The organism is Herbidospora galbida, from assembly GCF_005233835.1.
GTDB classification, from domain to species: Bacteria; Actinomycetota; Actinomycetes; order Streptosporangiales; family Streptosporangiaceae; genus Herbidospora; species Herbidospora galbida.
In genome coordinates, this window is record NZ_SZQA01000010.1 from 87,765 (window position 1) to 112,715 (window position 24,951).

The window sequence follows — 24,951 nt, forward strand, 5'->3', positions numbered from 1 at the left end:
TCTCCACCCCGAAGCACCCCTTTCCGCCCCTGTGGGGGCACCTGAGATGACCTTAGCCTAGGCGGGTGGAATGCCGTTCGGTGGAACGTGTTCTACGAATGCGGCCCGGTCAGGGCCTTCGGGGTACATTCGCCTACAAAGTTCGCAGACGGAGGAGGGCGTGTTGGCCAGACGCGCGTTGATCACGGGCATCACCGGTCAGGACGGCTCCTATCTCGCCGAACACCTGCTCGCCGAGGGCTACGAGGTGTGGGGCCTGGTCCGCGGCCAGTCCAACCCGCGCGTCGCCCGGCTGCCGAAGGACATCCACCTGGTCCGGGGCGACCTGCTCGACCAGGGGTCGCTCATCTCGGCCGTCGAGAGGGTCCGGCCCGACGAGGTCTACAACCTGGGCGCCATCTCGTTCGTGCCCATGTCGTGGGAGCAGGCCGAACTGACCGCCGAGGTGACCGGCATGGGCGTGCTGCGCATGCTGGAGGCGATCCGCGTCTGCTCCTCGCGCGGTGGGGAGATCCGCTTCTACCAGGCCTCGTCGTCGGAGATGTTCGGCCAGGTCCGCGAGACCCCGCAGACCGAGGTCACGCCCTTCCACCCGCGCTCGCCCTACGGCGTGGCCAAGGCGTACGGGCACTTCCTGACCCAGAACTACCGCGAGTCCTACGGCATGTACGCCGTCTCCGGCATCCTGTTCAACCACGAGTCGCCCCGCCGGGGAGCCGAGTTCGTGACCCGCAAGGTGTCGCTCGGCGTGGCCCGCATCAAGCTGGGCCTGGCCACCGAGCTGCGCCTGGGGAACCTGGAGGCCCGGCGCGACTGGGGATTCGCGGGCGACTACGTGCGGGCCATGCACCTGATGCTCCAGGTCGGCAAGCCGGAGGACTACGTCATCGGGACCGGCCGCACCCAGTCGGTGCGCGAACTCGTCGAGGCCGCCTTCACCGCCGCCGACCTCGACTGGGAGCGTCACGTCATCGCCGACCAGTCGCTGCACCGCCCGGCCGAGGTCGACCTGCTGTGCGCCGACCCGAAGAAGGCCCGCACCCAGCTCGGCTGGGAGCCGACCGTCCCGTTCGAGGAACTGGTCGCGATGATGGTCGAATCGGACCTCCGCCTCCTCAGCGAGGGCGGTGACCCGCAGGACTCCTCCTGGCCCTAGTCGCCGGGACGACTGGTGACCGTCCTCACGTCGCACTGCCGGACCGCCATGTCCTTCTGGACACTGGCTCCCTGTTCGGTCAGGGGACGGTTCGAGATCCGCAAGGACGACGCCCTCGTCGCCTCTGGGCCCTTCAACGCGACCAGTGATCTGGACGGCCGCGCCACCCTCGACCAGATCTTCACCTTCCGCTGCGACGGGCGGGGCGACTACACCTTCGCCGTCACCGAGGCCACGTACATCTTCCCGACCCTCGCCGCCGTGCCCCTCCCCGGCACCTTCGTCGCGCGGACGGCCTGCTGACGAACGGACGGTGCGGGGCCGTCGACCGGCCCCGCACCGTTCGCGGGCTCAGAGGGAGACGGGCAGGTCCTTGATGCCGTTGATGAAGTAGGAGCGGAGGCGGCGGGCCTCGCCGGCCTGCTGGATCTTGGGGACGCGCTCCGACAGGACTTCGAACAGGACCCGGAGTTCCATCTTGGCGAGGTGGTTGCCGAGGCAGAAGTGGGCGCCGCCGCCGCCGAAGCCGAGCTGGGGGTTGGGGTCGCGGGTGACGTCGAAGACCTCCGGGCGGGCGAAGACCTCCTCGTCGCGGTTGGCGCCCGCGTAGAAGATGACGACCTTGTCGCCCTCCTTGATCTGCTGACCCCGTAGCTCCATGTCCTGGGTGGCCGTGCGCCTGAAGAGGTTCACCGGCGCGACCCACCGGACGATCTCGTCGGCCGCCGTCTTCGCCACCGACGGGTCGGCGACGAGCTTGGCCCACTCGTCGGGGTTCTCGAAGAGGGCCAGCATGCCGCCCGAGGCCGCGTTGCGGGTGGTCTCGTTCCCGGCCACCACGAGGAGCAGGACGAACAGGTCGAACTCCTCCACGCTCAGCTCCTCGCCGTCGTCGCCGGGCTGGAGCAGCTTGGTCACCAGGTCGTCGCGGGGGTCCTCGCGGCGCGCCTCGGCGAGCTGGTTGGCGTACGCGTAGACCTCCATCGGCGCCATCTGGCCCTCTTCGGGGCTGGCCGAGTAGTCGGGGTCGTCCATGCCGATCATGCGGTTGGACCACTCGAAGAGCTTGGCCCGGTCTTCCACCGGCGCGCCGAGGAGCTCGCAGATGACGTACAGCGGCAGGGGCGCGGCGATGTCGCGGACGAAGTCGACGCTCGGCTTCGCCTGGGCCTCGTCGATGAGCTCGTGGCAGATGTCGCGGATGTGGTCTTCAAGCTTGGAGATGGCGCGCGGGGTGAAGCCCCGGTTGACCAGCGAGCGGCGGCGGGTGTGCTCCGGCGGGTCCTGGTTCAGCATCATCAGCCGCTGGAGTTCGAGCTCCGCCTCGCCCGGCTCGGGGAAGAGCGACAGCCGCCGGTGCGACGAGAACAGGTCGCTGCGCCGTGACACGTGCACCACGTCGGCGTGCTTGGTCAGCGCCCAGAAGGGCGGCCAGCCCTCCATCTGGCCGCCAGGGTGGTGGAACACCGGGGCGTTGGCCCGCAGCCAGGCGAACTGGTCGTGGGGGGCGCCGGAGGCCGCGTACCGATCCATGTCGACGAGGTCGATGTGCATCTGATCACCCGATCATCGTTGGCCGAAAGCGAGACGCGGCCGGCCGCGTCTCGCGCTGTCGATCCGCCTCAACAAGAGACGTGGAACGTGTTCCAGCCAAGCATGTTTCTGGGCCCCACAGGTCATCCGATGTCTGAGCTTGACAGGGAGGCAGGCATGCCATCAGGCTTCCTCATGCAAACATCGGATGTATAGGGGGAGTCGTGAGGCTGCTTCGAGTAGGTGGAAAAGGCGCGGAACGCCCGGCCGTGCTCACAGACGACGAGCGGCTGCTCGACCTGGGCGAATTCCTCAACGGAGCCGATTTCACCCCGGACTTCTTCGCCTCGGGCGGCCTCGACCGGGTCCGGTCGGCACTGGCCGGAGACCCCCTTCCGGAGCTCGACCAGGACGGTCTGCGCATCGGTCCGCCCATCGCGCGGCCCGGAAAGATCGTATGCATTGGACTGAACTACCGCGACCACGCGGAGGAGTCCGGCGCCGCCGTTCCGGCCGAGCCCGTGGTCTTCATGAAGGCCCCCAACACAGTCGTCGGACCTTTTGACGAGGTCCTCGTGCCGCGCGCCAGCGAGAAGACCGACTGGGAAGTCGAACTCGCCATCGTGATCGGCTCGACCTGCCGCTACCTCGCCTCGCACGAGGAGGCGCTCGCGGCCGTCGCCGGCTTCACCGTCTCCAACGACGTCTCGGAGCGCGAGTTCCAGCTCGAGCGCGGCGGCCAGTGGGACAAGGGCAAGTCCTGCGAGACCTTCCAGCCGCTCGGCCCGTGGCTCGTCACCGCCGACGAGGTCGCCGACCCCCAGGCGCTCGGGCTGCGCCTCTGGGTCAACGGCGACCTGAAGCAGAACGGCGACACCAAGAACATGATCTTCGGCGTGGCCGAGATCGTGCGCTACCTCAGCCAGTTCATGGTCCTCGAACCCGGGGACGTGATCAACACCGGCACACCCGCCGGGGTCGCCCTGAGCGGCCTGCATCCCTACCTGAAGGAAGGCGACGTCATGGAGCTCGAGATCGACGGTCTCGGCCGGCAGCGGCAGACGGTGGGTCAGGCGTGACCATCGGAGCGTCGATCCACCCGCCCATCCAGTCGTTCCAGACCTTCGACATCCGGTTCCCGACGTCACTGGAGCTCGACGGCTCCGACGCGATGAACCCCGACCCCGACTACTCGGCCGCCTACGTCGTGCTGTCCGACGGCGAGTGCGAGGGCCACGGCTTCGCGTTCACGATCGGGCGCGGCAACGACATCCAGACCGCCGCCATCCGCGCGCTGGAGCCGTACGTGCTCGGCCGCGACGTCAGCGACCTCGGCGCCCTCTACAAGGAGATGGTGTACGACAGCCAGCTCCGCTGGCTGGGCCCCGAGAAGGGCGTCATGCACATGGCGATCAGCGCGGTCGTCAACGCCCTGTGGGACCTCAAGGCCAAGCGCGCGGGCAAGCCCCTGTGGCGGCTGCTCGCCGAGATGTCGCCCGAGGAGATCGTCGGCCTGGTCGACTTCCGCTACATCGGCGACGAGCTCACCCCCGACGAGGCGCTGGAGATCCTGCGCCGCGCCGAGCCCGGCCGCGCCGAGCGCATCGAGAAGCTGCTGGAGACCGGCTACCCGGCGTACACGACCTCGCCCGGCTGGCTCGGCTACGACGACGAGAAGCTGCGCCGCCTCTGCAAGGAGGCCCTCGACGACGGCTTCAAGCAGATCAAGCTGAAGGTCGGCGCCGACCTCGAAGACGACGTGCGCCGCATGCGCATCGCCCGCGAGGTCTGCGGCGAGGGCTTCCCGATCGCCATCGACGCCAACCAGCGCTGGGACGTCGGCGCCGCGATCCACTGGATCAAGGCGCTCAGCCCCTACTCGCCCCACTGGGTCGAGGAGCCGACCAGCCCCGACGACGTGCTCGGCCACGCCACCATCGCGCGGGCCATCGCGCCGATCCCGGTGGCCACCGGCGAGCACGTCCAGAACCGGGTGATCTTCAAGCAGCTGCTGCAGAAGCGCGCGCTCTCCTACCTGCAGCTCGACGCCGCGCGGGTCGCGGGTGTGAACGAGAACATCGCGATCCTGCTGCTGGCCGCCAAGTTCGGCGTGCCGGTCTGCCCGCACGCCGGCGGCGTCGGCCTGTGCGAGCTGGTGCAGCACCTGTCGATGTTCGACTATGTGTCGGTGACCGGAACGATGGAGAACCGCGTCATCGAGTACGTCGACCACCTGCACGAGCACTTCACCGACCCGGTCGTCGTGGAGAACGGCGTCTACCGGGCCCCGCTCGCACCCGGGTTCAGCGCCGAGATGCGACCCGAGTCGATCGCGGCCCACGTGTTCCCCGACGGGCCGGTCTGGAGGGATTCATGACCGAGTTCGAGGGCCTCAAGGCCCTGGTCACCGGCGGCGGCCAGGGCATCGGCCTGGCCATCGCCACGCTGCTGACCGAGCGCGGCGCCCGCGTCGCCTGCCTCGACCTCAACCCGCCCGGCGACCCCTTCGTCGGGGTCAAGGCCGACGTGTCCGACGACGCGTCGGTCCGCGCGGCCGTCGCGTCCGCCGCCGAGCAGCTCGGCGGCCTCGACATCGTCGTCAACAACGCCGGGATCGGCGCGGCCGGCACGGTCGCCGACAACGACGACGCCGAATGGCTGCGGGTGTACGACGTCAACGTCGTCGGCATGGTCCGGGTCACCCGGGCCGCCCTGCCGCACCTGCGCGAGTCGTCCCACGCCGCGATCGTCAACACGTGCTCGATCGCGGCCACGGCCGGGCTGCCCCAGCGGGCGCTCTACAGCGCGACGAAGGGCGCGGTCTACTCGCTGACGCTGGCGATGGCCGCTGACCACGTACAGGATGGAATTCGGGTCAACTGCGTCAACCCGGGCACCGCCGACACCCCGTGGGTCGGCCGGTTGCTCGACGCCGCCGCCGACCCGGCCGCCGAGCGGGCCGCCCTGAACGCCCGCCAGCCGATGGGCCGCCTGGTCTCCGCCGAGGAGGTCGCCCACGCGGTGGCCTACCTGGCCAGCCCGTTCGCCTCGGCCACCACCGGCACCTCGCTGGCGGTCGACGGCGGAATGCAGGGCCTGCGCCTGCGGCCGAGGAGCTGAGGCGTGCAGCGCATCGCCCTGCGCACCCGGCTCAAGCCCGGCAGCGAGGCCGCCTACGACACCGAGCACGCCCGCCTGCTGCCGGGCCTGGAACGGGCGATGCGCGAGGCCGGCGCCCGGGTGTGGCGGATCTGGCGCGACGGCCTCGACCTGTTCCACTACGTCGAGGTGGTCGACTACGCCGACTTCCAGGCGCGGCTGGCCGGTGATCCGATCAACCAAGCTTGGCAGAAACAGATGAACCGCCACCTGGACGGCGACTTCGACCCCTCCGCCGGGCCTCTCCGCAAAGTGTGGGAGATGCCGGGGGCTGTACGTCCGAGGGCTCCGTTCTCTACGGTTTTCGGCGTGACGACGACCTACGGCTTCGGTGCCGCCCCGATTGGCAACCTCTTCACCGCTCTGACCGACGACGAAGCGTCGGCGGCGGTCGAGGCCGCGTGGGACGCGGGGATCCGCTACTTCGACACCGCGCCCCACTACGGGCTCGGCCTGTCGGAGCGCCGGCTCGGCAAGGTGCTGGCCGGCAAGCCGCGCGGCGAGTTCGTGCTCTCCACGAAAGTGGGCCGGCTGCTCGTCCCGGCCGACGGCGTCGGCAAGGACGACGACGGCTTCGACGTGCCGAAGACCCACACGCGGGCCTGGGACTTCTCCCGTGACGGCGTGCTGCGCTCGCTGGAGGAGTCGCTCGAACGGCTCGGCCTCGACTCCATCGACGTCGCCCTCATCCACGACCCCGACCACCACTGGGCGCAGGCCGTCGGCGAGGCGTTCCCCGCCCTGGCCGAACTCCGCGACCAGGGCGTCGTGAAGGCCGTCGGCGTCGGCATGAACCAGTGGCCGATGCTGGCCGACTTCGTCCGCGAGACCGACGTCGACACCATCCTGCTGGCCGGCCGCTACACGCTGCTCGACCAGTCGGCCGCGGCCGAACTGCTCCCGCTGTGCGTCCGGCGCGGCGTCTCGGTGGTCGCCGGCGGCGTCTTCAACAGCGGCCTGCTGGCCCGCCACGACCTCGTCGGCGGCACGTTCAACTACGGGCCCGCCCCCGACGACGTCCTCGCCCGCGCCCGGGAGATCGCCACCCTGTGCGAGAAGCACGGCGTGACCCTGCCGCAGGCCGCCATGGCGTTCCCGCTGCGTCACCCGGCGGTGACGACGGTCGTCATGGGCATGAGATCCGTGCAGGAGGTTCGGGGGAACATGGAACTGGCCGCCCGGCCCGTTCCCGAGGCTCTGTGGGAGGAGCTGGGGTTCTGACCATGATCGACGCCCATCACCACCTCTGGGACCCGTCCCGCCGCGACTACCCCTGGATGTCCGGCGCGGCGCTCGCGCCGATCAGGCGCCCCTACGGCCTGCCGGAACTGCGGGCCGCCACCAGTGCCACCGGCACCGTCCTCGTGCAGACCGTCTCCTCGGTCGAGGAGACCCGCGAGTTCCTGCGGACCGCGTCGGAGTCCGACGGCCTCATCAAGGGCGTCGTCGGCTGGGTCGACCTGACCGCCCCCGACGTCGCCGACGTCCTGGCCGAACTGCGCGAAGGCCCGGGAGGCCACCTGCTGGTCGGCATCCGCCACCAGGTCCAGGACGAGCCCGACGACGAGTGGCTGGCCCGCCCCGACGTCGTGCGCGGCCTGCGCGCCGTCGCCTCGGCCGGGCTGGCCTACGACCTGCTGGTGCTCGTCCACCAGCTGAAGACGGCCCGCCAGGTCGTGGCCGACCTGCCCGACGCGAGGTTCGTCCTCGACCACGCCGCCAAGCCGCCCGTCGCCAGCGGACTGATGGAGCCGTGGGCGACCGAGATCGAGGGCCTGGCCGAACTCGACAACGTGACGTGCAAGATCTCCGGCCTGGTGACGGAGGCGAGCTGGACCGACTGGACCCCTGGTCAGCTCCAGCCCTACGTGGAGCACGTCCTTGAATATTTCGGCGCGGAAAGGGTCATGTTCGGCTCAGACTGGCCCGTCTGCCTCCTTGCCGCGACGTATGGCGAGGTAGTGGAGACAACTAAGGATTTCACCAGTGGGCTGAGTGGAGACGAACAGTCGTACATCTACGAATCGACGGCACAGAAGGTATATCGCCTGAAGCCATAAGCGGTTTTCCACAGAACGGCGTTCAAGGACGCGCGCTCAGCGTAACCCCCCGGACTCTTGGGTCGCCCTGTCTTTCCCGACCCAGGAGTTCCGGATGCTCACAACGCTCCTCACCGCCATCCTCTGCACCCCCCACCCGGGTGCGGAGCCGCTGCCGTGCCCGTCACCGGCTTCCTTCCGGTACGTCTTCCAGCCGACCGCCCTCGCCGACGAGCCGGATGAGCTCGACGAGCTGATCGACCTGGCCGAACTCGCCGAACGCTGGGGCCACACGTGGCCCCCGCCGGAGTGGGACGGCTTCGACCCATGGGCGGCCGACGGGCCGTGGGCCGAGGCCTGGGACGACCTCGAGGGTCCGGAGGAGATCACGGGCGGCATCTTCGGCCCGTCCGACCGCGACCTGCGCCCGGGCTCGGGGCCTTGGCCCTGGGGAGGCGCCCGCCCGCTCCCGGAGAGCGGCGCCCCTTCGGGCGAGGGCACGCCTCCGATCCCGGACGAAGCTTCCCGCCCGCTCTTGAACGGGGGTGTCACCTCGGCTGGTGCGCGTCCGCTTCTGGACGGCGGCATCGCTTTGGACGGCCGCTCGCGCCCGCTTGTGGACGGCGGCAACATCTCAACTGGGGAAGCGCGTTCGCCCCAAGACGGTGAGGTCACTCTCGACGGCGGGGCACGTCCTCCGCAGGAAGGTGCCGATTCCGAAGGCGGCTCGCAGCCCGAGAGCGTCGGTACCGACCGGAAACCGAGCAGGCCCCGGGGCAAGTCGGAGGAGCCGCCCGGCGTCGACGCCGAGCCCAGGAAGAAGCGCGATGACCGCGAGCCGCGCAAAGACGAAGAGGAGAACACCACCACCCCCGGGGCGATCGCGTTGCGGGCCGCGACCAAGTGGCTCGGCATTCCCTATGTGTGGGGCGGCGGCAACGCCCACGGGCCGAGCCGGGGGGTCGGCAAGGGCGCGAACCGGGTCGGCTTCGACTGCTCGGGTCTGACCCTCGCGGCCTGGGCCAAGGCCGGGGTGACCCTCGGGCACTACACCGGCACCCAGATCAAACAGGGCAAACCCGTGCAGACCAAAGACCTGCTCCCCGGCGACCTGCTGTTCTTCGGCGCGACGAAGACCGACCCGTCCCACGTCGGTCTCTACGCGGGAGACGGCGACATGATCCACGCCCCCAAGACGGGAGACGTCGTCAAACGCGTCGAGGTCCTGGCCGCGCCGGTCTGGATGAAACGCTTCCAGGGTGCGGTCCGCCCCCAACGATCGTCGAAGACATGAGCGTCGTGCTCGGGCACGTGGGCGCTCTTGCTGCTACACACAAACGCGCCCGTCGAGTCGGACCGGCGCGCTTGATGAAACGTCGTTAGAGCGCCTGTCTGAGCCACGACTCCACGTCGGCGATGTGGACCGTCGCCCACGAATGCGCCACCTCGGGCTGGCGGGCCGCTATCGCGCCGTAGATGGCGTAGTGCTGGTCGAGGGTCTTGCTCGGGGCGTTCGACTGGGTCAGGCCGCGCCAGATGCGGGCCCGGGTCGTGGGGCCCGACAGGCTCTCGATCAGGGAGCAGAGGACGGCGTTGCCCGAGCCTTCGGCGATGCGCTGGTGGAACTCCAGGTCGTTGGCGACCAGCTGTTCGACCGTGGGGTTCTCGGGGAGGGAGTCGAGGATCTTGCGGAGTTCCTCGATGCCGGCGTCGGTCATGTTGACGGCGGCCTTGGAGGTGGCGGCGGGTTCGAGGATGCGGCGGACCTCGAAGAACTGCAGGACGGTGTCGTCGCGGTGGAAGTCGACCACGAACGAGAGGGCGTCGAGGAGGAGGCGGGGTTCGAGGCTGGTGACGTAGGTGCCGTCGCCCTGGCGCACGTCCAGGACGTTGATCAGCGCGAGCGCGCGCACCGCCTCACGCAGGGAGTTCCGGGAGAGCCCGAGCCGTTCGGCGAGGTCGGCCTCTTTGGGGAGCCGGGCTCCCGGCGCCAGCTCTCCGTTGAGGATCATGTCCTTGATCCGGTCTATCGCCGTATCGGTTACCGCCACGCCTCGCACCCACCCTCAGACATCCGATGTCTAGGAGTGTACGACGAACGTGACCGGATCACCTCCCGTGCGCCTGACCAATCCGCGCACCTCCAGTGTCCGCAGGTGCGCCGCGGCCTCCCCGGCGGCCATCCCACGGAGCATCGGGGCCAGGTCCTCCCACCGGCGGTTCCAGGTCATCAGCGACGCGGCGGTCCAGATCGTCAGCGGCCGGTCGGCCTCGGTCATCGAGGCCAGCAGCTTGGTCAGCTTCTCCTCGTGGTGTTCGGCGATCTCGCCGGCGCGGGCGGCGACGTCGGAGAACGTCCACTCGTGGGCGGGAAGGGCCTCCAGCGGGCCGAACGTGGCGATCTTGTCGAGTGAGGTCAGGAACTCGCTGAGTGGGTCGATATCGGTTCGATCGTAGGGATACATCCCGATATGGGGAGTGATGCCCGGCAGCACGTGGTCGCCGGTGAAGACCCGATCACCGTCTTCGAGGTGGAGGCAGATGTGCCCGGGGGAGTGCCCGGGGGTCCAGACGGTCCGCAGCCGCCGCCCCGGCACGTCGACGAGCGCGCCGTCGGCCAGGTGGACGTCCGGGATCGCGGGGGGCGTCGGGGCGTCCATGATCGCGGCCGGGAGTTCCTCGGGTGAGGCGCCCGCCCGGCGGAGCATGTCGGTCTGCATCCGTGGCCGGTCGTCGGAGGCGGCCATGTCGTGGAACATGCGGACCATCTCGGCGTCGGCCTCGTGCATCGCGATCCACCCGCCGGAGGCCTCCCTGACCTGCCCGGCGAGCCCGGCGTGGTCGGGGTGGTAGTGCGTGACCACGACGCCGCGCACGTCGGCGAGCGAGATGCCCGCCTGCCCGAGCCCGCTTTCGAGCGCCTGGAACGCCTCGGGATGGTTCCACCCGGCGTCGATCAGGACCGGCCCGGTGGGCGACTCGACGGCGTAGACGAGCGTGTACCCGAGCGGGTTGCCCGGTATCGGCACCGGCACACTCCACACCCCGTCACCGAGGTCGGTGACCTTCTGGGCCGAGTAGGCACGCCGCGTCCGCACATCCCGCTCACTCATCCGGCCCCCATCAAGCGCTTGTTACCGCGACCATGGTCCCAAACCCCCGCGACCACCGCATTCCGCCCTCCCCTTCGCCGCCATCGCCCCACGTCGCAGAGGGGATCCGAGGCCAGCCGCCAGCCGACGCGGTCCTCCGTCGCCCCACCACGACAGTGGTCACGCGACTCAGCCCGCACCCGGCCCGTCAAACGGGACGTCATCGGCGGCAGTGCGCGGATGAAGGCCGGCGAGGGGCTGATCCTCGCGAACGACGGCTGCTTCATCTGAGCGCCGGCCATGGTGGAGGGGACGCATTCCGCTTCGCGTGTTCGGAACGGGTGACCGCAGGGTCCGGGCCGTTGGGTCACGCGCGTTCGAGGATGGTTGCCGTTGCGAGGGCGCCGCCTGCGCACATCGTCACCAAAGCCGTCGAGCCGTCGGTGCGTTCGAGTTCGTGCAGGGCCGTGGTGAGGAGGCGGCTTCCGGTCGCGCCGACCGGGTGGCCGAGGGCGATGGCGCCGCCGTTGACGTTCAGGCGGGTGAAGTCGGGTTTGTGTACTGTCGCCCACGACAGGACGATGGCCGCGAAAGCCTCGTTGACCTCATACAGGTCCAGATCTGACATCGACATCCCGGCCCGGTCCAGCACCCGCGTGGTGGCCTCCACGGGGCCGTCCAGATGGAAATAGGGCTCCGCCCCGACCAGCGCCTGGGCCAGGATCCGCGCGCGCGGGCGCAGGCCGTGCCGGGCCGCGGCGGTCTCGCTCATCAGCAGCACCGCGGCGGCGCCGTCGGAGATCTGCGAGGACGTCCCGGCGGTGTGCAGGCCGCCTTCGCCCATGACGGGCTTCAGGCGGGCCAGGCCCTCGGTCGTCGTCTCCCGCAGGCCCTGGTCGCGGGTCACCTCGGCGACCGGGACGATCTCGCGGTCGAAGCGTCCCTCGGCCCACGCTTCGGCCGCGCGCTGCTGGGACCGGGCGCCGAACGCGTCGAGGTCGGCGCGGGAGAGGCCGCGCCGGGCGGCGATGCGCTCTGCGGCGGTGAACTGGTCGGGCAGGTCGATCGTCCAGTCGTCGGGGCGGGGGCTGGCGGGCAGCACGTTCGAGCCGAGCGGCTGGCGGCTCATCGACTCGACGCCGCAGGCGATGCCGACCTCGATCACGCCGGCCTGGATCAGCGCCGCCACCAGGTGCACGGCCTGCTGTGACGACCCGCACTGCGCGTCGACGGTGGTGACACCGGTTTGGTAGGGGAGCCCGGCGTAGAGCCACGCGTGGCGTCCGACGTGTCCGCCCTGCTCACCGGCCTGGGTGACGCATCCGGCGAAGACCTGTTCGACGGCCAGAGGGTCGATGCCCGCTTTCCGCACCAGGCCGGTCAGGGTCGCGGCGAGCAGCGCCTGTGGCTTGACTCCGGCCAGCCAGCCGCCGCGTTTGCCGATCGGCGACCGGACGGCCTCGACGATCACCGGCGTCCCCATGCCGAAACTGTAACGCGTTCTACTCCACCCGTGAAGTCGGGAACTCGGCCAGGAGGCGGGAGGCGGCGATCTCGATGCGGCGCTGGATGTCTTCATACGTCCGCCGGCCGCGCAGCATCTCCAGGAGTTCCTGCACCCACACCGCGCCGAGCGAGGCCGCCAGGACGCCCTGCTCCTCGGTGGCCCGGCCGTCGGACAGGCCCGCGACCCGGACCAGCAGCCCGGCCATCCGGTCGCCGAAGGGCAGCTCGACGTCGGCCAGGATCAGCGCCCTGATCAGCGCGTCGGCGAGTTCGGGCTCGCGCATCAGGCCGCGCGTGGCGCGCATCAGCACGTCGACGGCCCGCCCGTCGGGGGTGGTGGCCGACGGCGGACGGCGGGCGATGCTCGACTCCAGCATGTCGAGTTCCTCGCCGACCACGGCGACCACGAGGTCCATCTTCGAGGGGAAGTAGCGGTAGAGGGTGCCCAGGGCCACGCCCGCGCGTTCGGCGACGGTGCGCATCTGCATGGCCTCGACCCCGCCGCGTGAGGCCAGGGCCGCGGCGGCCTGGAGGATGCGCCTGCGCCGCTGGAGCTGGCTCTTGGTGCGCAGGCCCGGAGCCGTGCCGGGCGGGAGGTCCTGGACCGCTTCCATAGCAGAACACGTTATCTGACCAGGTCCCGTGCCGGATGGTTACTCACCAGTCACGGGGTTGTGGACACTTACTAGAATCCGTTCTAACTTCGGTGGGTGGATTTCGATCTCGACGAGCCGCAACGGGAGTTGCGCACCCTCGCGGCCGGGCTCCTCGACAAGGAGGCCGACCCGGAGGCCCACGAGAAGACCGGCGAACCCTACGACGCGCGCCTGTGGGCCACCATGGCCCGCGCGGGACTGACCGGGGCCTGCCTGCCCGAGGAGTCGGGCGGCGCGGGGCTCGGGCCGGTCGAGATGGCGGTGCTGCTGCGCGAGGTCGGCGCGCACGTCGCGCCCGTGCCGCTGCTGCCCGCGCTGGTCACCGGGCTGGTCGTCGGCCGTCACGGCACGGCGGCCCAGCAGGGCCGGCTGGCTCCCGTCGCGGAGGGCGGGGTCCCCTACACCTACGGCGTCGGCGGGCGGGTCGCCGTCGCGAACGGGCGTCTCACCGGGCGGGTGACCGGCGTCCCCTACGCCGCGCAGGCCGCGGGCGTCCTGGTGGCGGTCGACGACGACGTGTACGTGGTCCATCCGGAGGCGCTGACCGTACGGCGGACCCCGACCGCGACCGGGGAACCGGCCGGAGTGGTCACCCTCGACGACGCCCCGGGAGAGCTGATCCCCGGCGCGGCCCACGAGCTCGGTCTGCTGGTGCGCGCCGGGCTCACCGCCACCGCCTCGGGGGTGCTGGCCCAGGCGCTCAAGATCACCACCGACCACGTCAGGACCCGCCGTCAGTTCGACCGCGCGCTGGCCGAGTTCCAGGCCGTCACCATGCAGATCGCAGACGTCTACATCGCCGCCAGGGCGCTCGACGTCGCCGTCTGGTCAGGGGTGTTCCGCCTGGCGGCGGGGCTCGACGCCGACCGCGACCTGGCCGTCGCGGCGCTGCACACCGCCGACTCCGCGCTGCGCGCCCTCTACACCTGCCAGCACCTGCACGGCGGCCTCGGCCTCGACGTCACCTATCCGCTGCACCGCTACTTCGCCTGGGGCAAGCACATCGCGCACGTCCTGGGCGGCGCCGAGGCGCAGCTCGACCTGATCGGGGACCTCGAATGTTCGTCGAACTGACCGACGCGCAACGCGCGCTGCGCGACGAGCTGCGCGGCTACTTCGCCACCTGCCTGACCGCCGGGCAGCGCGCCGACATCGCGGCCGACCCGTTCGGCGCGGCGTACATGGAGCACTGCCGCAGGCTGGGCCGCGACGGCATGCTCGGCATGGGCTGGCCGCGGGAGTTCGGCGGACGCGGCTACGGCCCCCTGGAGCAGCAGATCTTCGCCAACGAGATCGCCCGCGCCGAGGTGCCCTACCCGATCATCACGCTGCAGACGGTCGGCCCCACCCTGATGCAGTACGGCACCCCCGAGCAGAAGGCGTTCTTCCTCCCGCGCATCCTGGCGGGCGAGTGCCACTTCGCCATCGGCTACAGCGAACCGGGCGCGGGCACCGACCTGGCCTCGCTGACCACCACCGCCGTCCGCGACGGCGACCACTACGTCGTCAACGGCCAGAAGATCTTCACCTCGGGCGCCCACTTCGCCGACTACATCTGGCTCGCCGCCCGCACCGACCAGAGCGCCAAGAAGCACCGCGGCATCACCATGATGATCGTCTCGACGGACGACCCGGGTTACTCCTGGACCCCGATCATCACCATGGACGGCCGCCACCACACCAACAGCACCTACTACAGCGACGTCCGCGTCCCGGCCGACATGGTCGTCGGCGAGGTCGGCAAGGGCTGGGACCTGATCGTCAACCAGCTCAACCACGAACGCGTGACCCTCGGCCCGGCCGGCAACATCGCCCACACCTACGACCGCTTCAAGGCCTGGGCGCGGCGCTCGGGCGCCATCGAGGAGCCGGCGGTCAGAAGGGCGCTGGGTTCCGTGTACGCCGCCTTCCGGACCAACGAACTGCTCAACTGGCAGGTGGCCGCCAACATGGACCTCGGCTGGCTCGGCGCCCCCGACGCCTCGGCCACCAAGATCTACGGCTCCGAGCGCATGCAGGACGTCGGCCGCATCGTCGGCGAGACCCTGGCCCGGTTCGGCGACCCGGCCGACGAGGAGACCCGCGACCTGATGGAGCGGGTCGACCGGGGCGTGAAGGGCGGCCTGGTGCTGACCTTCGGCGGCGGCGTCAACGAGGTCCAGCGCGAACTCATCGCCATGCTGGGTCTCCAGCTGCCGAGGCCGCCCCGCTGATGCGCCGATGGAGCGTCTCCAGCCGCAAAAAAGACATACCGCACCTCCCTCTGCCTGGGAGGATGCCGGAGTTCCGCCCGCGAGTGGAAAAACCTCAACCCGGTGAATCTCGACCCCAACCGGCGGATCAACCGGCTAACACGGACACCCTGCGCGTCTGGAAGGGTTCACTCTGCGGAGAGCTTCCGGGCCCAGCGGTGCGGCGAGCCCGGAAGCCTGCGACATTCCGCCCAGACCCGGTCCGCCCGGCGTGCCGTCCTCCTCCGACGGAACCGCGCCGGCGACCGGCGTAGGGCGAGATGCGGACGGCCGAAGGCCGGCCGTGGCTCGCCCTGTGAATCTGCGCGATAGACCCGTTTTGTGTCCTGTCGACCAGCAACCGGGAGCCGTGAGATGCGAACCCTGAACATGTCCAGGCGCGGCACACCGTTCGCGGCCTCCTGCCGCCCCGCCCCGTGGAGCGGCCCGATGCGAACCCCGGAAGTCCCGACCGGCACCCAGCTTCCCCGCCTGATCCTGTCGGCCGCCCTGACGGCCCGCCAGGGCTCCGCGGTGGCCGCCGACGTCCAGCTCACCATGCTCACGACGATGGACCTGGTCGAGAGCTACGTGACCGACTGGGCCGGCCCGGACGCCTTCATCCGCGGCATGAACGTCAAGCTCGGCCGCCCGGCCCACGCGGGCGACACCATCACCTTCACCGGCGTCGTGGTGGGTGTCACCACCGAGATCGTGACGGTCGAGGTCTGCGCCCGATTAGCCGAGGGCGTCCACGCGACCGGCACGGTCCGCGTGTCGTGGTGAGGTAAGGGCGAGGGTCAGACCAGCAGCGGCATCGAGAAGAAGACCGCCAGCGCGATAGCCAGGCAGATCAGGAAGCCGATCAGCTCCCATGCCCAGTCGTGGTGACGCTCCGGCTTGGCCTTGGGCGCCCGCCGCCCCGAGTGGGAGCGGGCCGGCAGCAGCGGGGGCGGGTCGAGCGGGGCCTCGGGCAGGGAACCCGTCTGCACGGCCCTGACCAGCGCGCTCTCGGGGGCGTCGATCGTGGTCGAGCCCTGCGGCAGATCGTCGTCGGCGACCGGCCGGGCGAACACCAGCCGGTCGGACGGCAGCAGGTCGGGCATCGTGGTCTCGCCCGGGGTCTCCTGCTCGGTCCGGGAGAAATCCATCAAAGGCTCGGCGGCAGGAGGTTCGGTCTCCACCGGCTCCGCCAGGGCGGGCGACTCGGTCTCGCTCGTGAAGCCGTCGAACGACGCCATCTTGGAGAACGCCGCCAGCTGGTCTTCGACGACCGCCTCGACCGCTTCCACCGTCTCGGGCGGGGCGGGGGCGGGCTCCGGCGCGGGCTGGGCCGGCAGGCTCATACGGCGCTTCGGCGGGCCGTTGCCGATGTTCTTCAGGATCGAGCCGCGCAGGCGGGGCATCGGCTCGGTCAGCGCCTCGTGGCGGCGGCGGCGTTCGGCGATCTTCGTCGGGTTGTTCAGGTCGTCGAGCGGGACGACCGTCGTGTTGGTCGCCGGGTCGGTGTCGGTCGCCAGCGGCAGCGGCCACGAGGGCGCGGTGGGCCAGAGCTTGCGGACCGGCAGCGAGGACTTCCGGCGGACCGGTGGCGCCTGGTCAAAAGGGAGGGCCGACTGGTGGAGCCGGCGCAGCACGTCGTGGGGCGGCTCGCGCCAGGGGAGCCGGGCCAGCACGTCTTCGAGGGGGGCGACCCCGATGGCGTCGTACACCTCTTCGACGTCGCGCGCGATGAACGGTGCGGTGCGGGCGGCGGCGACGGCGGTCGAGAGGGTCTGGCCGAACCGGTGGCGGGCGCTGGTGGCCAGATCTTCGGCGGTGTCGGCGGCGACGTCGAGGACTAAGGCGAGCTCGGCGGTGCTGAGCCCGCAGTGGGCCGACAGCAGCAGGACCTCGCGCTGGTGGGGCCGGATGTCACGGAAGACGCGTTCGATGAGGGCGGTCGCCGGGTCGGCGATCGAGTCGACGGCGGGCATCGCGTAGCTGACGTCGCGGCGGTAGATCTCGCGCCGGGCGAGGGAGAAGAGCGCCGCGCGTGGCGGATCCGTCGGCGGGACGCCCGTGAGCACGGCTACCAGGGCGTCGGCGGCCGAGGCCGTCTCACCCAGCTGGTCGTGGCAGTAGGCGAACAGCCCGGCGGCGTGACGCTCGTAGAGCTCGGCGATCAGGTCGCTCCTGGAACGCTGACCCGTGAGCGGTGTTGTCACGGCCGGTACCCCTGGTGTTGAAGTGGAGGGATCGTACGTCAATCATGCCGCCACCAAGGCTGGAGCGCACTAATTAGTGGGCTTTTGATTCATATTCTTCTGGGCAGTGACCATTGATCATTTCGGAATGTAACAAAGCCCTCGTAGGCTGGCCCGCGGAGATCGACACCCTGTGGACAGAGGTCGCCAGTGATCACTTTTGACGGCGTCACGAAACGCTACGCCGACGGGACGGTCGCGGTGGACGACCTCTCCCTGGAGGTGCCCAACGGCGCCATCACGGTCTTCGTCGGCCCTTCGGGCTGCGGGAAGACCACGTCGCTGCGGATGATCAACCGGATGATCGACCCCACCGAGGGCCGCATCCTCCTCGACGGGAAGGACGTCACCACCGTCGACCCGGCGACCCTGCGCCGCGGCATCGGCTACGTCATCCAGCAGGCCGGCCTGTTCCCCCACCGCCGCATCGTCGACAACATCGCGACGGTGCCGTTCCTGCTCGGCTGGGACAAGAAGAAGGCCCGCGACCGCGCGATGGAGCTGCTCGAACGCGTGGGCCTCGACCCCAAGATGGCCCGCCGCTACCCCTTCCAGCTGTCCGGCGGCCAGCAGCAGCGCGTCGGCGTGGCCCGCGCGCTGGCCGCCGACCCGCCGGTGCTGCTGATGGACGAGCCCTTCAGCGCGGTCGACCCGATCGTGCGCACCTCGCTCCAGGAGGAGCTGCTCCGGCTGCAGTCCGAGCTGCACAAGACGATCGTGTTCGTCACCCACGACATCGACGAGGCGGTCAAGCTCGGCGACACCGTCGCGGTGCTGCGGGTGGGCGGGAAGCTGGCCCAGGTCGCCGCGCCCGCCGACCTGCTGAGCGACCCGGCCGACGACTTCGTGCGCGAGTTCCTCGGCCGCGACCGGGGCATCCGGCGGCTCGGGTTCGTCCCGGCGAAGAACCTGGCGCTCGACCCGGCCCCCGAGGGCGTGACGCCCGAGGGCCACGGGACCTTCAACCCGGCGCGCGACTCCCTGCGGGCCGCGCTCGACGCCTCGCTGCTGTCGCCCGACGGGCTGGCGGTGGCCGTCGACGACGACGGGCGGGTGCTCGGGGTGGTCGGCCAGGCCGCGCTCGTGGGGGCGGCCCGTGGATGAGCCTCTCGTCCGCTGGGACTGGATCGCCCGCAACTGGGACAACGGCGGGCCGACCTCGGTGAAGGTCCTGCTGGAGAACCACATCGTGATGGCGTTCGTGCCCGTCGTCGTCGGGCTGCTCATCGCGATCCCGCTCGGCCTCGCCTGCGCCCGCTACCGGTGGCTCTACCAGCCGACCGTCGGCATCATGAACGTCGTCTACTCGCTGCCGTCGCTGGCGCTGTTCTCGATCCTGCTGTCGGTCACCGGCCTGACCCAGACGACCGTCATCATCCCGCTGACCCTGTTCTCGCTGGCCGTGCTCATCCCGGCCGTGGTCGACGGCATGCAGTCGGTGCCCGACCACGTACGCCAGTCGGCGGTCGCCATGGGCTTCCAGCCGATGCGCCGGCTCACCAGGGTCGAGCTGCCCATCGCGGTGCCGGTCGTCCTGGCCGGGCTGCGGGTCGCGGCCGTGTCGAGCATCTCGCTGGTCAGCGTGGGCGCGCTCATCGGGCAGGGCGGGCTCGGCTACCTGTTCATCGACGGCTGGCAGCGGCAGTTCTACACCCCGATCGTCGTCGGGATCGTGCTCGTGGTCGCGCTGGCACTGATCGCCGACCTGGTCATCATCGTGGCCCAGCGCCTGCTGACGCCGTGGGCGAGGAGGCGGGCGTGAACTGGCTCATCGAGTTCTTCGGCAGCGCCGAATACTGGTCGGGCGACGACGCCATCCCGATCCGGCTGCTCCAGCACCTCGAATACTCGTTCCTGGCCTTCGCCATCGCCGCGCTCATCGCGATCCCGCTCGGCCTGCTCATCGGGCACACCGGCCGGGGCGCGGTCATCGTCGTGGTGTCGGCCAACGCCGCCCGCGCGCTGCCGACCCTGGGCCTGCTCGTGCTGGTCGTGCTGCTCATCGGCGTCGGCACGCTCTGGCCGGTGCTGATCCCGCTGATCGCCCTGGCGATCCCGCCGATCCTGGTGAACACCTATGAGGGCATCCGGGGCGCCGACCCCGATCTGCGCGACGCCGCATACGGGATGGGCCTGCGGGGAAGTCAGGTGCTGTTCCGGGCGTTGCTGCCTGTTGCGCTGCCGTTGATCCTGCTGGGTCTGCGCCTGTCGGCCATCACCGTGGTGGCGACGGCGACGGTGGCGGCGTATGTCGGGCTTGGAGGGCTGGGGAGATACATCATCGACGGGCTGGCGACGAAGAACTACGCCGAGGTGTTCGGGGGAGCGGTCCTGGTCGTCCTCCTGGCGCTCGCGGTGCAGACCGGGTTCACGCTGCTCAACCGGGTAATCGTCTCGCCGGGGGTGCGACAGGTCCGCTAATCTCTACCTATCCCCCCGATTTTGAAGGGAATGTACGTTGAAACGAGCACTCGTCACCGCGCTCGCCGCGGTGTTCGCCCTATCCGCCTGCGGAGGAGGTGGCAGCGACCCGTTGGCGCAGGCCACCCCGTCCGCTCCCGCCACCTCGGGGGGCTCCGCCGCGGCCTCGACCGTCGTCGTCGGTTCCTTCAACTTCCCCGAGAGCGTGCTGCTCGGCTCGATCTACGCGCAGGCCCTGCAGGCCAAGGGCGTCACCGTCGAGGAGAAGCCCAACATCGGCTCCCGTGAGGTCGTCTTCGACCAGGTCAAGAGCGGCGGCCTGACGGTCCTCCCCGAATACGTCGGCTCCCTGCTGGCCTTCGTCGACCCGGCCGCCACGGCCAAGTCGACCGACGACGTGGTCGCCGCGCTGAAGACCAAGCTGCCGCCGGAGGTCGAGGTCCTCACCCCGGCCGCCGCGCAGGACGGCAACTCCCTCACGGTCACCAAGGCGTTCGCGGCCGAGAAGAGCCTGACGACGATCGAAGACCTGGCGAAGATCTCCAAAGACCTCGTGGTCGGCGGCCCGCCGGAGTTCAAGGAGCGCCAGGAGGAGAACTTCAAGAACACCTACGGCCTGGAGTTCAAGTCGTGGGAGCCCACGGCCGAGACCACGGCCGACGCCATCAAGAGCGGCACCATCCAGGTCGGCAACGTGTTCACCACCGACCCGAAGATCCTGCTCAACGACCTGGTCTCGCTCCAGGACAACAAGAACGCCTTCGCCGCCGACAACATCGCGCCGCTGGTGTTCAAGTCCGGGGTGGACGACACGGTCAAGACCACGCTCGACGCCGTCTCGGCCAAGCTCACCACCGAGGGCCTGCTCGAACTGATGAAGCAGGTCGCGGTCGACAAGGCCGACCCGCCGGTGGTCGCCAAAGACTGGCTGACCAAGAACGGCCTGCTCTGATGACGACCCCGGCGGCGGGCGCGCTGTTCGTCGAGGCGATGGCCCAGCTCGCCGCCGGGGTCGCCGTCGTCACGGTGAAAGACGACCGTGACGACGTCGGCAACACCGTCACCAGCCTGCTGTCGGTCTCGGCCGCGCCGCCGACCGTGCTGATCAGCCTCGCCAACGGCGCCTACCTGACCGAACTGCTGCTGCGGCGCGACCGGTGGGGGGCGACGCTGCTCGCCGACGGCCAGCAGGCCATCGCCTCGCGCTTCGCCACCCCGGGCCGGCCCGGCGCCCGGCTGCTGCTCGCCTCGGTGGCCCACCACCGCGGCGCCCACTCGGAGGCGCTGATCGTCGAGGGCGGGGTGGCCGCCATCGAGGCCGAGACCACGACGGTGGTCCCGGCCGGCGACCACATGCTGTTCATCGCCCAGGTGACGGCGGTCGACTACGTCGACGCGGCCAAGCCGCCGCTCACCCGGCTCCGCGGCCGTTATCGGCCGGTCGGGAGCTAGCGGATCACCCACTGGCCGGGCAGCACCAGCGGCCCGGCGGCCGGCAGGCCCAGCTCGGCGGCGAACGCCGCCAGCGGCCCCCACGCCTCCAGGCGGACCCGCGCCATCGCGGCCGTCTTGTCTTCGGACGACTCCGCCGGGATCAGCCGCTCCAGCGGGTTGATCTTCGGGTAGGAGCGCACCGGCGCGTCGGCCGCCAGCCCGGCCCGCTTGCGCGCCTCGGCCAGGGCGTCTTCGACCCCGCCGAGCTCGTCGACCAGCCCGTTGTCACGCGCGTCGGCGCCGGTCCAGACCCGGCCCCTGGCCAGCGACTCGGCCTTCTCGCGATCCATGCCCCGGCCCTCGGCGACCTTGCCGACGAAGTCGTCGTAGACCCGGTCGAGCCAGGTGTTGATGCGCGCCCACTGCGAGTCGGAGAACGGGCGGGTGGAGGAGAACATGCCCGCGTTGGCGCCCTCGGCGACGATCTCGGTGGCGATGCCGAGCCGGTCGAGCAGCCCGCCGAGCACCGCCTTGCCGCCGAACACGCCGATCGAGCCGGTGAGGGTGCCGGGCTGGGCGTAGATGACGTCGGCGGCCATCGAGACGAAGTAGCCGCCCGAGGCGGCGACGTCGCCCATCGACACGATGACCGGCTTGCCCGCCCGCTTGGCCAGGATCACCTCGCGCCAGATCGAGTCGGAGGCGGTGTAGGAGCCGCCGGGGCTGTCGACCCGGAACACGATCGCCCGCACCTTGTCGTCGCGGCGGGCCGCGCGGATCGCCGCGCTGATGGTGTCGGAGCCCATTGCGCTGCCGCCGCCCAGGGGGGAGCGGCCGCTGCGGCCCAGCCTGATCGCGCCGTGGCCGTGGACCAGCGCGACGACCTGCTCGCCCGGGTGGGGCATCTTGGGCAGGGCGGTCTTCGCGTAGCGGGCGACGTACAGGAGAAGGGCCTCTTCCGGTACGTGGTCGGCGTAGACCTCGTCGCGGTATTTCAGCCCGTCGACCAGACCGGCCGCGACGGCCTCCTGGCCGTAGAAGGGGCCCTGGTCGATGAGTTCGCGCACCCGCTTGGGTTCGAGGCCGCGGCCCTCGGCGATGCCGGCCACGAGCTGCTCGGTCAGCGACTCGGCCAGCCGGCCGGTCATCTCCTTGTGGGCCTCGGTCATGTGGTCTTGGGTGAACATGTTCGCGGCGGTCTTGTACTGGTGCCGCTGGCCGACCTGGTAGTCGATGTCGAGCTTGCCGAGCGCGCCCTTGAGGAACCGCTGCTCGATCGCCACGCCGGTCAGCCCGACGTCGCCCGACGGCTGGAGGTAGACCTTCTCGAAGGCGCTGGCCAGGTAGTAGGGGACGGTGCCGTTGGCCACCTCGCCGTAGCTGTCGGCCCAGGCGACGGTGAGCTTGCCGGCGGCCCGGAAGTGGACGACCGCGTTGCGGATCTCCTGGACCATGGCCAGCCCGAGCGGGTGGCCGCCGATCTTGACGATCAGGCCCTTCACCCGGGGGTCGCGGCGGGCCCGCCGCAGGCCGCCGATGACGTCGCTCAGCCGGGCCCGGCGCATCGACAGCAAGGCCGACACGGGGTCGGCGGGCGGAGCGTCGGTCAGACCTTCGGTCAGGTCGAGCTCCAGCATCAGCGGAGAGGTCCGGCGCTGCCGCATCTTGCCGACGGCCTCGATGATCGTCTTGGTCGCGTCCATGCAGCCACACTAAGCGAAACGGCCCCGCGCGCAGGGCGCGGAGCCGTTCTGCCGTCAGAGGACGCCTACTTGAGACCGTTGCTCATCGCGGTGATCAGCTCGCCGTTGGCGGTGTCTCCACTGGTCTCCCAGAAGAAGGCGCCGGCCAGGCCATGGTTCTTGGCGTAGGTCATCTTCCCGGCGATGGTGGCGGGGGTGTCGTAGCTCCACCACTGGTTGCCGCAGTGGGCGTAGGCGGTGCCGCCGACCGTGCCGGTGGCCGGGCAGCGGGTCTTGAGGACCTTGTAGTCCTCGATGCCGGCCTCGTAGGTGCCCGGGGCCGCGCCGGTGGCCGAGCCGCCGGGGGCCGACTGGCTGACGCCGGTCCAGCCACGGCCGTAGAAGCCGATGCCGAGCAGCAGCTTGGAGGCCGGGATGCCCTTCGATTTGAGCTTCTGGATCGCCAGGTCGCTGTAGAAGCCGGCGGTCGGGATGCCGGTGTAGCTGGTCAGCGGCGAGTGCGGGGCGGTCGGGCCCTGCGCGGCGAACGCGCCGAAGTAGTCGTAGGTCATCGGCATGTAGAAGTCGACGTACTGGGCCGCGCCTCCGTAGTCGGCGGCGTCGATCTTGCCGCCGTTGGTGCCGTCGGCGGTGATCGCGGCAGTGACCAGGGCGTTGGGGCCGAACTTGGCGCGGAGGGCCTGCATCACGTTCTTGAAGGAGGAGAAGCCGGTGGCGTCACAGGTGAGACCGCAGGCGTTCGGGTACTCCCAGTCGATGTCGATGCCGTCGAAGACGTCGGCCCAGCGCGGGTCCTCGACCATGTTGTAGCAGGAGTTGGCGAACGCGGTCGGGTTCGCGGCGGCCTGGGTGAAGCCGCCGGAGTAGGTCCAGCCGCCGATGCTGAAGATCACCTTCAGGCCCGGGTACATCGCCTTGAGCTTGCGCAGCTGGTTGAAGTTGCCGCGCAGCGGCTGGTCCCACGTGTCGGCGACGCCGTCGACGGAGTTGGCCGTGGTGTAGGCCATCTCGTAGTCGGCGTAGCTGTCGGAGATCGTGCACTGGCCGTTCTGGACGTTGCCGAAGGCGTACAGGATGTGGGTCAGCTTGGCGGCCGAGCCGCTGGTGTGCAGGTTCTTCACGTAGAACTGGCGGCCGTAGACGCCCCAGTTGGTGAAGTAGCCGATGACCTTCTTACCGCCCGGCGGGGGAGTGACCGTGGGCGTCACCGTCGGGGTGGGGGTCGGCGTGGGCGTGACGGTCGGGGTGACCGTGGGGGTGGGCGACGGCGAGGGGTTCACCGGGCCGCCCGTGCAGGGGGCGCCGTTGAGCTTGCAGTTCTGGACCGCCGACAGGCCGCCCGGGGCGCCGATGAAGCCGAAGCTGAAGGAGGTCCCGGCGGCGAGCGGGCCGGCCCAGCTCTTCTTGGTGAAGGTGTAGTGGTTGCCCGACTTCACCATGTCGGCGTCCCAGGCCGAGCTGATGGTGGTGGTGCCCGGCACGTCGAACTCGACCGTCCACGTGGACAGGGCCGTGTCGCCCGCCTTCACGGTGACCTTGCCCTGGAAGCCGGTGCCCCAGTCCTGGTCGACGGCGTACGTGGCGGTGGCCGGAGTGGCGGCGGAGGCCTGGCTGAAGCCGAACGGCACGAGCAGCGCCGCCGCGGCGATCAGCGAGCCGATGGTGATACGTCGCAAGGAACGCTCCCGGGGGGGTAACTCTTAGGAAAGTTTCCTATTAATGGCCCGAGATTAGGACCATGATCTGACCCCGGTCAACTCATCGGTAAGGGGGTT

General features: G+C 70.4%; 24 protein-coding genes. 16 read left to right on the forward strand and 8 right to left on the reverse strand.

The genetic code is table 11. From position 1 onward, the window contains the following. The first annotated feature begins 163 nt into the window (after positions 1-163). Positions 164-1,156: a GDP-mannose 4,6-dehydratase gene (locus tag FDA94_RS12995; protein ID WP_137247397.1), complete on the forward strand. Its 993-nt coding sequence runs from the start codon at positions 164-166 to the stop codon at positions 1,154-1,156. A gap of 15 nt (positions 1,157-1,171) precedes the next feature. After that, entirely contained in the window at positions 1,172-1,459 is a 288-nt protein-coding gene (locus FDA94_RS13000; protein WP_137247321.1) for a hypothetical protein, read from the forward strand. A gap of 48 nt (positions 1,460-1,507) precedes the next feature. Here the strand turns inward: FDA94_RS13000 and FDA94_RS13005 are convergent, their stop codons facing one another. Then, entirely contained in the window at positions 1,508-2,710 is a 1,203-nt protein-coding gene (locus FDA94_RS13005; RefSeq protein ID WP_137247322.1) for a cytochrome P450, read from the reverse strand. 248 nt (positions 2,711-2,958) lie between these two features. Between FDA94_RS13005 and FDA94_RS13010 the strand changes: the two genes are divergently transcribed. The 6 genes from FDA94_RS13010 to FDA94_RS13035 all read left to right on the forward strand — a co-directional run bounded on the left by FDA94_RS13010 (position 2,959) and on the right by FDA94_RS13035 (position 9,181). Continuing rightward, positions 2,959-3,768, forward strand: a complete 810-nt coding sequence (locus FDA94_RS13010) for a fumarylacetoacetate hydrolase family protein (protein WP_425460144.1) — start codon at positions 2,959-2,961, stop codon at positions 3,766-3,768. After that, the gene (locus FDA94_RS13015) at positions 3,765-5,066 is read left to right on the forward strand and encodes an L-fuconate dehydratase (RefSeq protein ID WP_246059823.1); all 1,302 of its coding nucleotides are present in this window, start codon (positions 3,765-3,767) and stop codon (positions 5,064-5,066) included. Before FDA94_RS13010 ends, FDA94_RS13015 begins: the two co-directional genes overlap by 4 nt. Further along, complete coding sequence (locus tag FDA94_RS13020) at positions 5,063-5,809, forward strand: SDR family NAD(P)-dependent oxidoreductase (protein ID WP_137247324.1); 747 nt, start codon at positions 5,063-5,065, stop codon at positions 5,807-5,809. Before FDA94_RS13015 ends, FDA94_RS13020 begins: the two co-directional genes overlap by 4 nt. Positions 5,810-5,812: 3 nt before the next feature. Next, complete coding sequence (locus FDA94_RS13025) at positions 5,813-7,069, forward strand: aldo/keto reductase (RefSeq protein ID WP_137247325.1); 1,257 nt, start codon at positions 5,813-5,815, stop codon at positions 7,067-7,069. 2 nt (positions 7,070-7,071) lie between these two features. Beyond that, the gene (locus tag FDA94_RS13030) at positions 7,072-7,908 is read left to right on the forward strand and encodes an amidohydrolase family protein (RefSeq protein WP_137247326.1); all 837 of its coding nucleotides are present in this window, start codon (positions 7,072-7,074) and stop codon (positions 7,906-7,908) included. A 94-nt stretch (positions 7,909-8,002) separates the two neighbouring features. Next, positions 8,003-9,181 carry an NlpC/P60 family protein gene (locus FDA94_RS13035; protein ID WP_137247327.1) on the forward strand — a complete coding sequence of 393 codons (1,179 nt, stop codon included), beginning with the start codon at positions 8,003-8,005 and terminating at the stop codon, positions 9,179-9,181. Between the two features lie 85 nt (positions 9,182-9,266). Here FDA94_RS13035 and FDA94_RS13040 read toward each other — a convergent pair whose 3' ends face one another. From FDA94_RS13040 to FDA94_RS13055, 4 genes are all read right to left on the reverse strand, one after another. After that, positions 9,267-9,938 (reverse strand): FadR/GntR family transcriptional regulator, encoded by a 672-nt coding sequence (locus tag FDA94_RS13040; RefSeq protein WP_030456514.1) that lies wholly within the window; start codon positions 9,936-9,938, stop codon positions 9,267-9,269. 30 nt (positions 9,939-9,968) lie between these two features. Continuing rightward, entirely contained in the window at positions 9,969-11,000 is a 1,032-nt protein-coding gene (locus FDA94_RS13045; RefSeq protein ID WP_137247328.1) for an MBL fold metallo-hydrolase, read from the reverse strand. A gap of 346 nt (positions 11,001-11,346) precedes the next feature. Then, positions 11,347-12,462 carry a steroid 3-ketoacyl-CoA thiolase gene (locus tag FDA94_RS13050; RefSeq protein WP_137247329.1) on the reverse strand — a complete coding sequence of 372 codons (1,116 nt, stop codon included), beginning with the start codon at positions 12,460-12,462 and terminating at the stop codon, positions 11,347-11,349. Between the two features lie 19 nt (positions 12,463-12,481). Continuing rightward, entirely contained in the window at positions 12,482-13,099 is a 618-nt protein-coding gene (locus FDA94_RS13055; RefSeq protein ID WP_137247330.1) for a TetR family transcriptional regulator, read from the reverse strand. A 96-nt stretch (positions 13,100-13,195) separates the two neighbouring features. Between FDA94_RS13055 and FDA94_RS13060 the strand changes: the two genes are divergently transcribed. The 3 genes from FDA94_RS13060 (at position 13,196) to FDA94_RS13070 (ending at position 16,158) form a co-directional block, all read left to right on the forward strand. Beyond that, the gene (locus FDA94_RS13060) at positions 13,196-14,215 is read left to right on the forward strand and encodes an acyl-CoA dehydrogenase family protein (protein ID WP_137247331.1); all 1,020 of its coding nucleotides are present in this window, start codon (positions 13,196-13,198) and stop codon (positions 14,213-14,215) included. Further along, the gene (locus tag FDA94_RS13065; protein ID WP_137247332.1) at positions 14,200-15,354 is read left to right on the forward strand and encodes an acyl-CoA dehydrogenase family protein; all 1,155 of its coding nucleotides are present in this window, start codon (positions 14,200-14,202) and stop codon (positions 15,352-15,354) included. Before FDA94_RS13060 ends, FDA94_RS13065 begins: the two co-directional genes overlap by 16 nt. Positions 15,355-15,822: 468 nt before the next feature. Beyond that, on the forward strand, positions 15,823-16,158 hold the full coding sequence (locus FDA94_RS13070) for a hotdog family protein (protein ID WP_137247333.1): 336 nt from the start codon (positions 15,823-15,825) through the stop codon (positions 16,156-16,158). Between the two features lie 14 nt (positions 16,159-16,172). Here the strand turns inward: FDA94_RS13070 and FDA94_RS13075 are convergent, their stop codons facing one another. After that, a complete protein-coding gene (locus FDA94_RS13075) occupies positions 16,173-17,579 on the reverse strand; it encodes an RNA polymerase sigma factor (RefSeq protein ID WP_137247334.1) in 1,407 nt (468 codons plus the stop codon). Between the two features lie 189 nt (positions 17,580-17,768). Here FDA94_RS13075 and FDA94_RS13080 point away from each other — a divergent pair, with 189 nt between their 5' ends. The 5 genes from FDA94_RS13080 to FDA94_RS13100 are packed head-to-tail and all read left to right on the forward strand — an operon-like array spanning position 17,769 to position 21,491. Beyond that, positions 17,769-18,722, forward strand: a complete 954-nt coding sequence (locus FDA94_RS13080; RefSeq protein ID WP_137247335.1) for an ABC transporter ATP-binding protein — start codon at positions 17,769-17,771, stop codon at positions 18,720-18,722. Beyond that, entirely contained in the window at positions 18,715-19,380 is a 666-nt protein-coding gene (locus FDA94_RS13085) for an ABC transporter permease (protein ID WP_137247336.1), read from the forward strand. The genes FDA94_RS13080 and FDA94_RS13085 overlap by 8 nt, the downstream gene beginning before the upstream one ends. Next, positions 19,377-20,039, forward strand: a complete 663-nt coding sequence (locus FDA94_RS13090) for an ABC transporter permease (RefSeq protein ID WP_137247337.1) — start codon at positions 19,377-19,379, stop codon at positions 20,037-20,039. The genes FDA94_RS13085 and FDA94_RS13090 overlap by 4 nt, the downstream gene beginning before the upstream one ends. A gap of 37 nt (positions 20,040-20,076) precedes the next feature. Beyond that, complete coding sequence (locus FDA94_RS13095) at positions 20,077-20,991, forward strand: ABC transporter substrate-binding protein (RefSeq protein WP_137247338.1); 915 nt, start codon at positions 20,077-20,079, stop codon at positions 20,989-20,991. Then, positions 20,991-21,491, forward strand: coding sequence for a flavin reductase family protein (locus FDA94_RS13100; protein WP_137247339.1), 501 nt, complete (start codon positions 20,991-20,993; stop codon positions 21,489-21,491). The genes FDA94_RS13095 and FDA94_RS13100 overlap by 1 nt, the downstream gene beginning before the upstream one ends. Here the strand turns inward: FDA94_RS13100 and sppA are convergent. Both sppA and FDA94_RS13110 read right to left on the reverse strand, forming a co-directional pair. Next, on the reverse strand, positions 21,488-23,176 hold the full coding sequence (sppA, locus tag FDA94_RS13105; RefSeq protein WP_137247340.1) for a signal peptide peptidase SppA: 1,689 nt from the start codon (positions 23,174-23,176) through the stop codon (positions 21,488-21,490). The genes FDA94_RS13100 and sppA overlap by 4 nt on opposite strands. Before the next feature lie 65 nt (positions 23,177-23,241). Beyond that, positions 23,242-24,852 (reverse strand): glycosyl hydrolase family 18 protein, encoded by a 1,611-nt coding sequence (locus FDA94_RS13110; RefSeq protein ID WP_246059825.1) that lies wholly within the window; start codon positions 24,850-24,852, stop codon positions 23,242-23,244. Positions 24,853-24,951 lie beyond the last annotated feature (99 nt).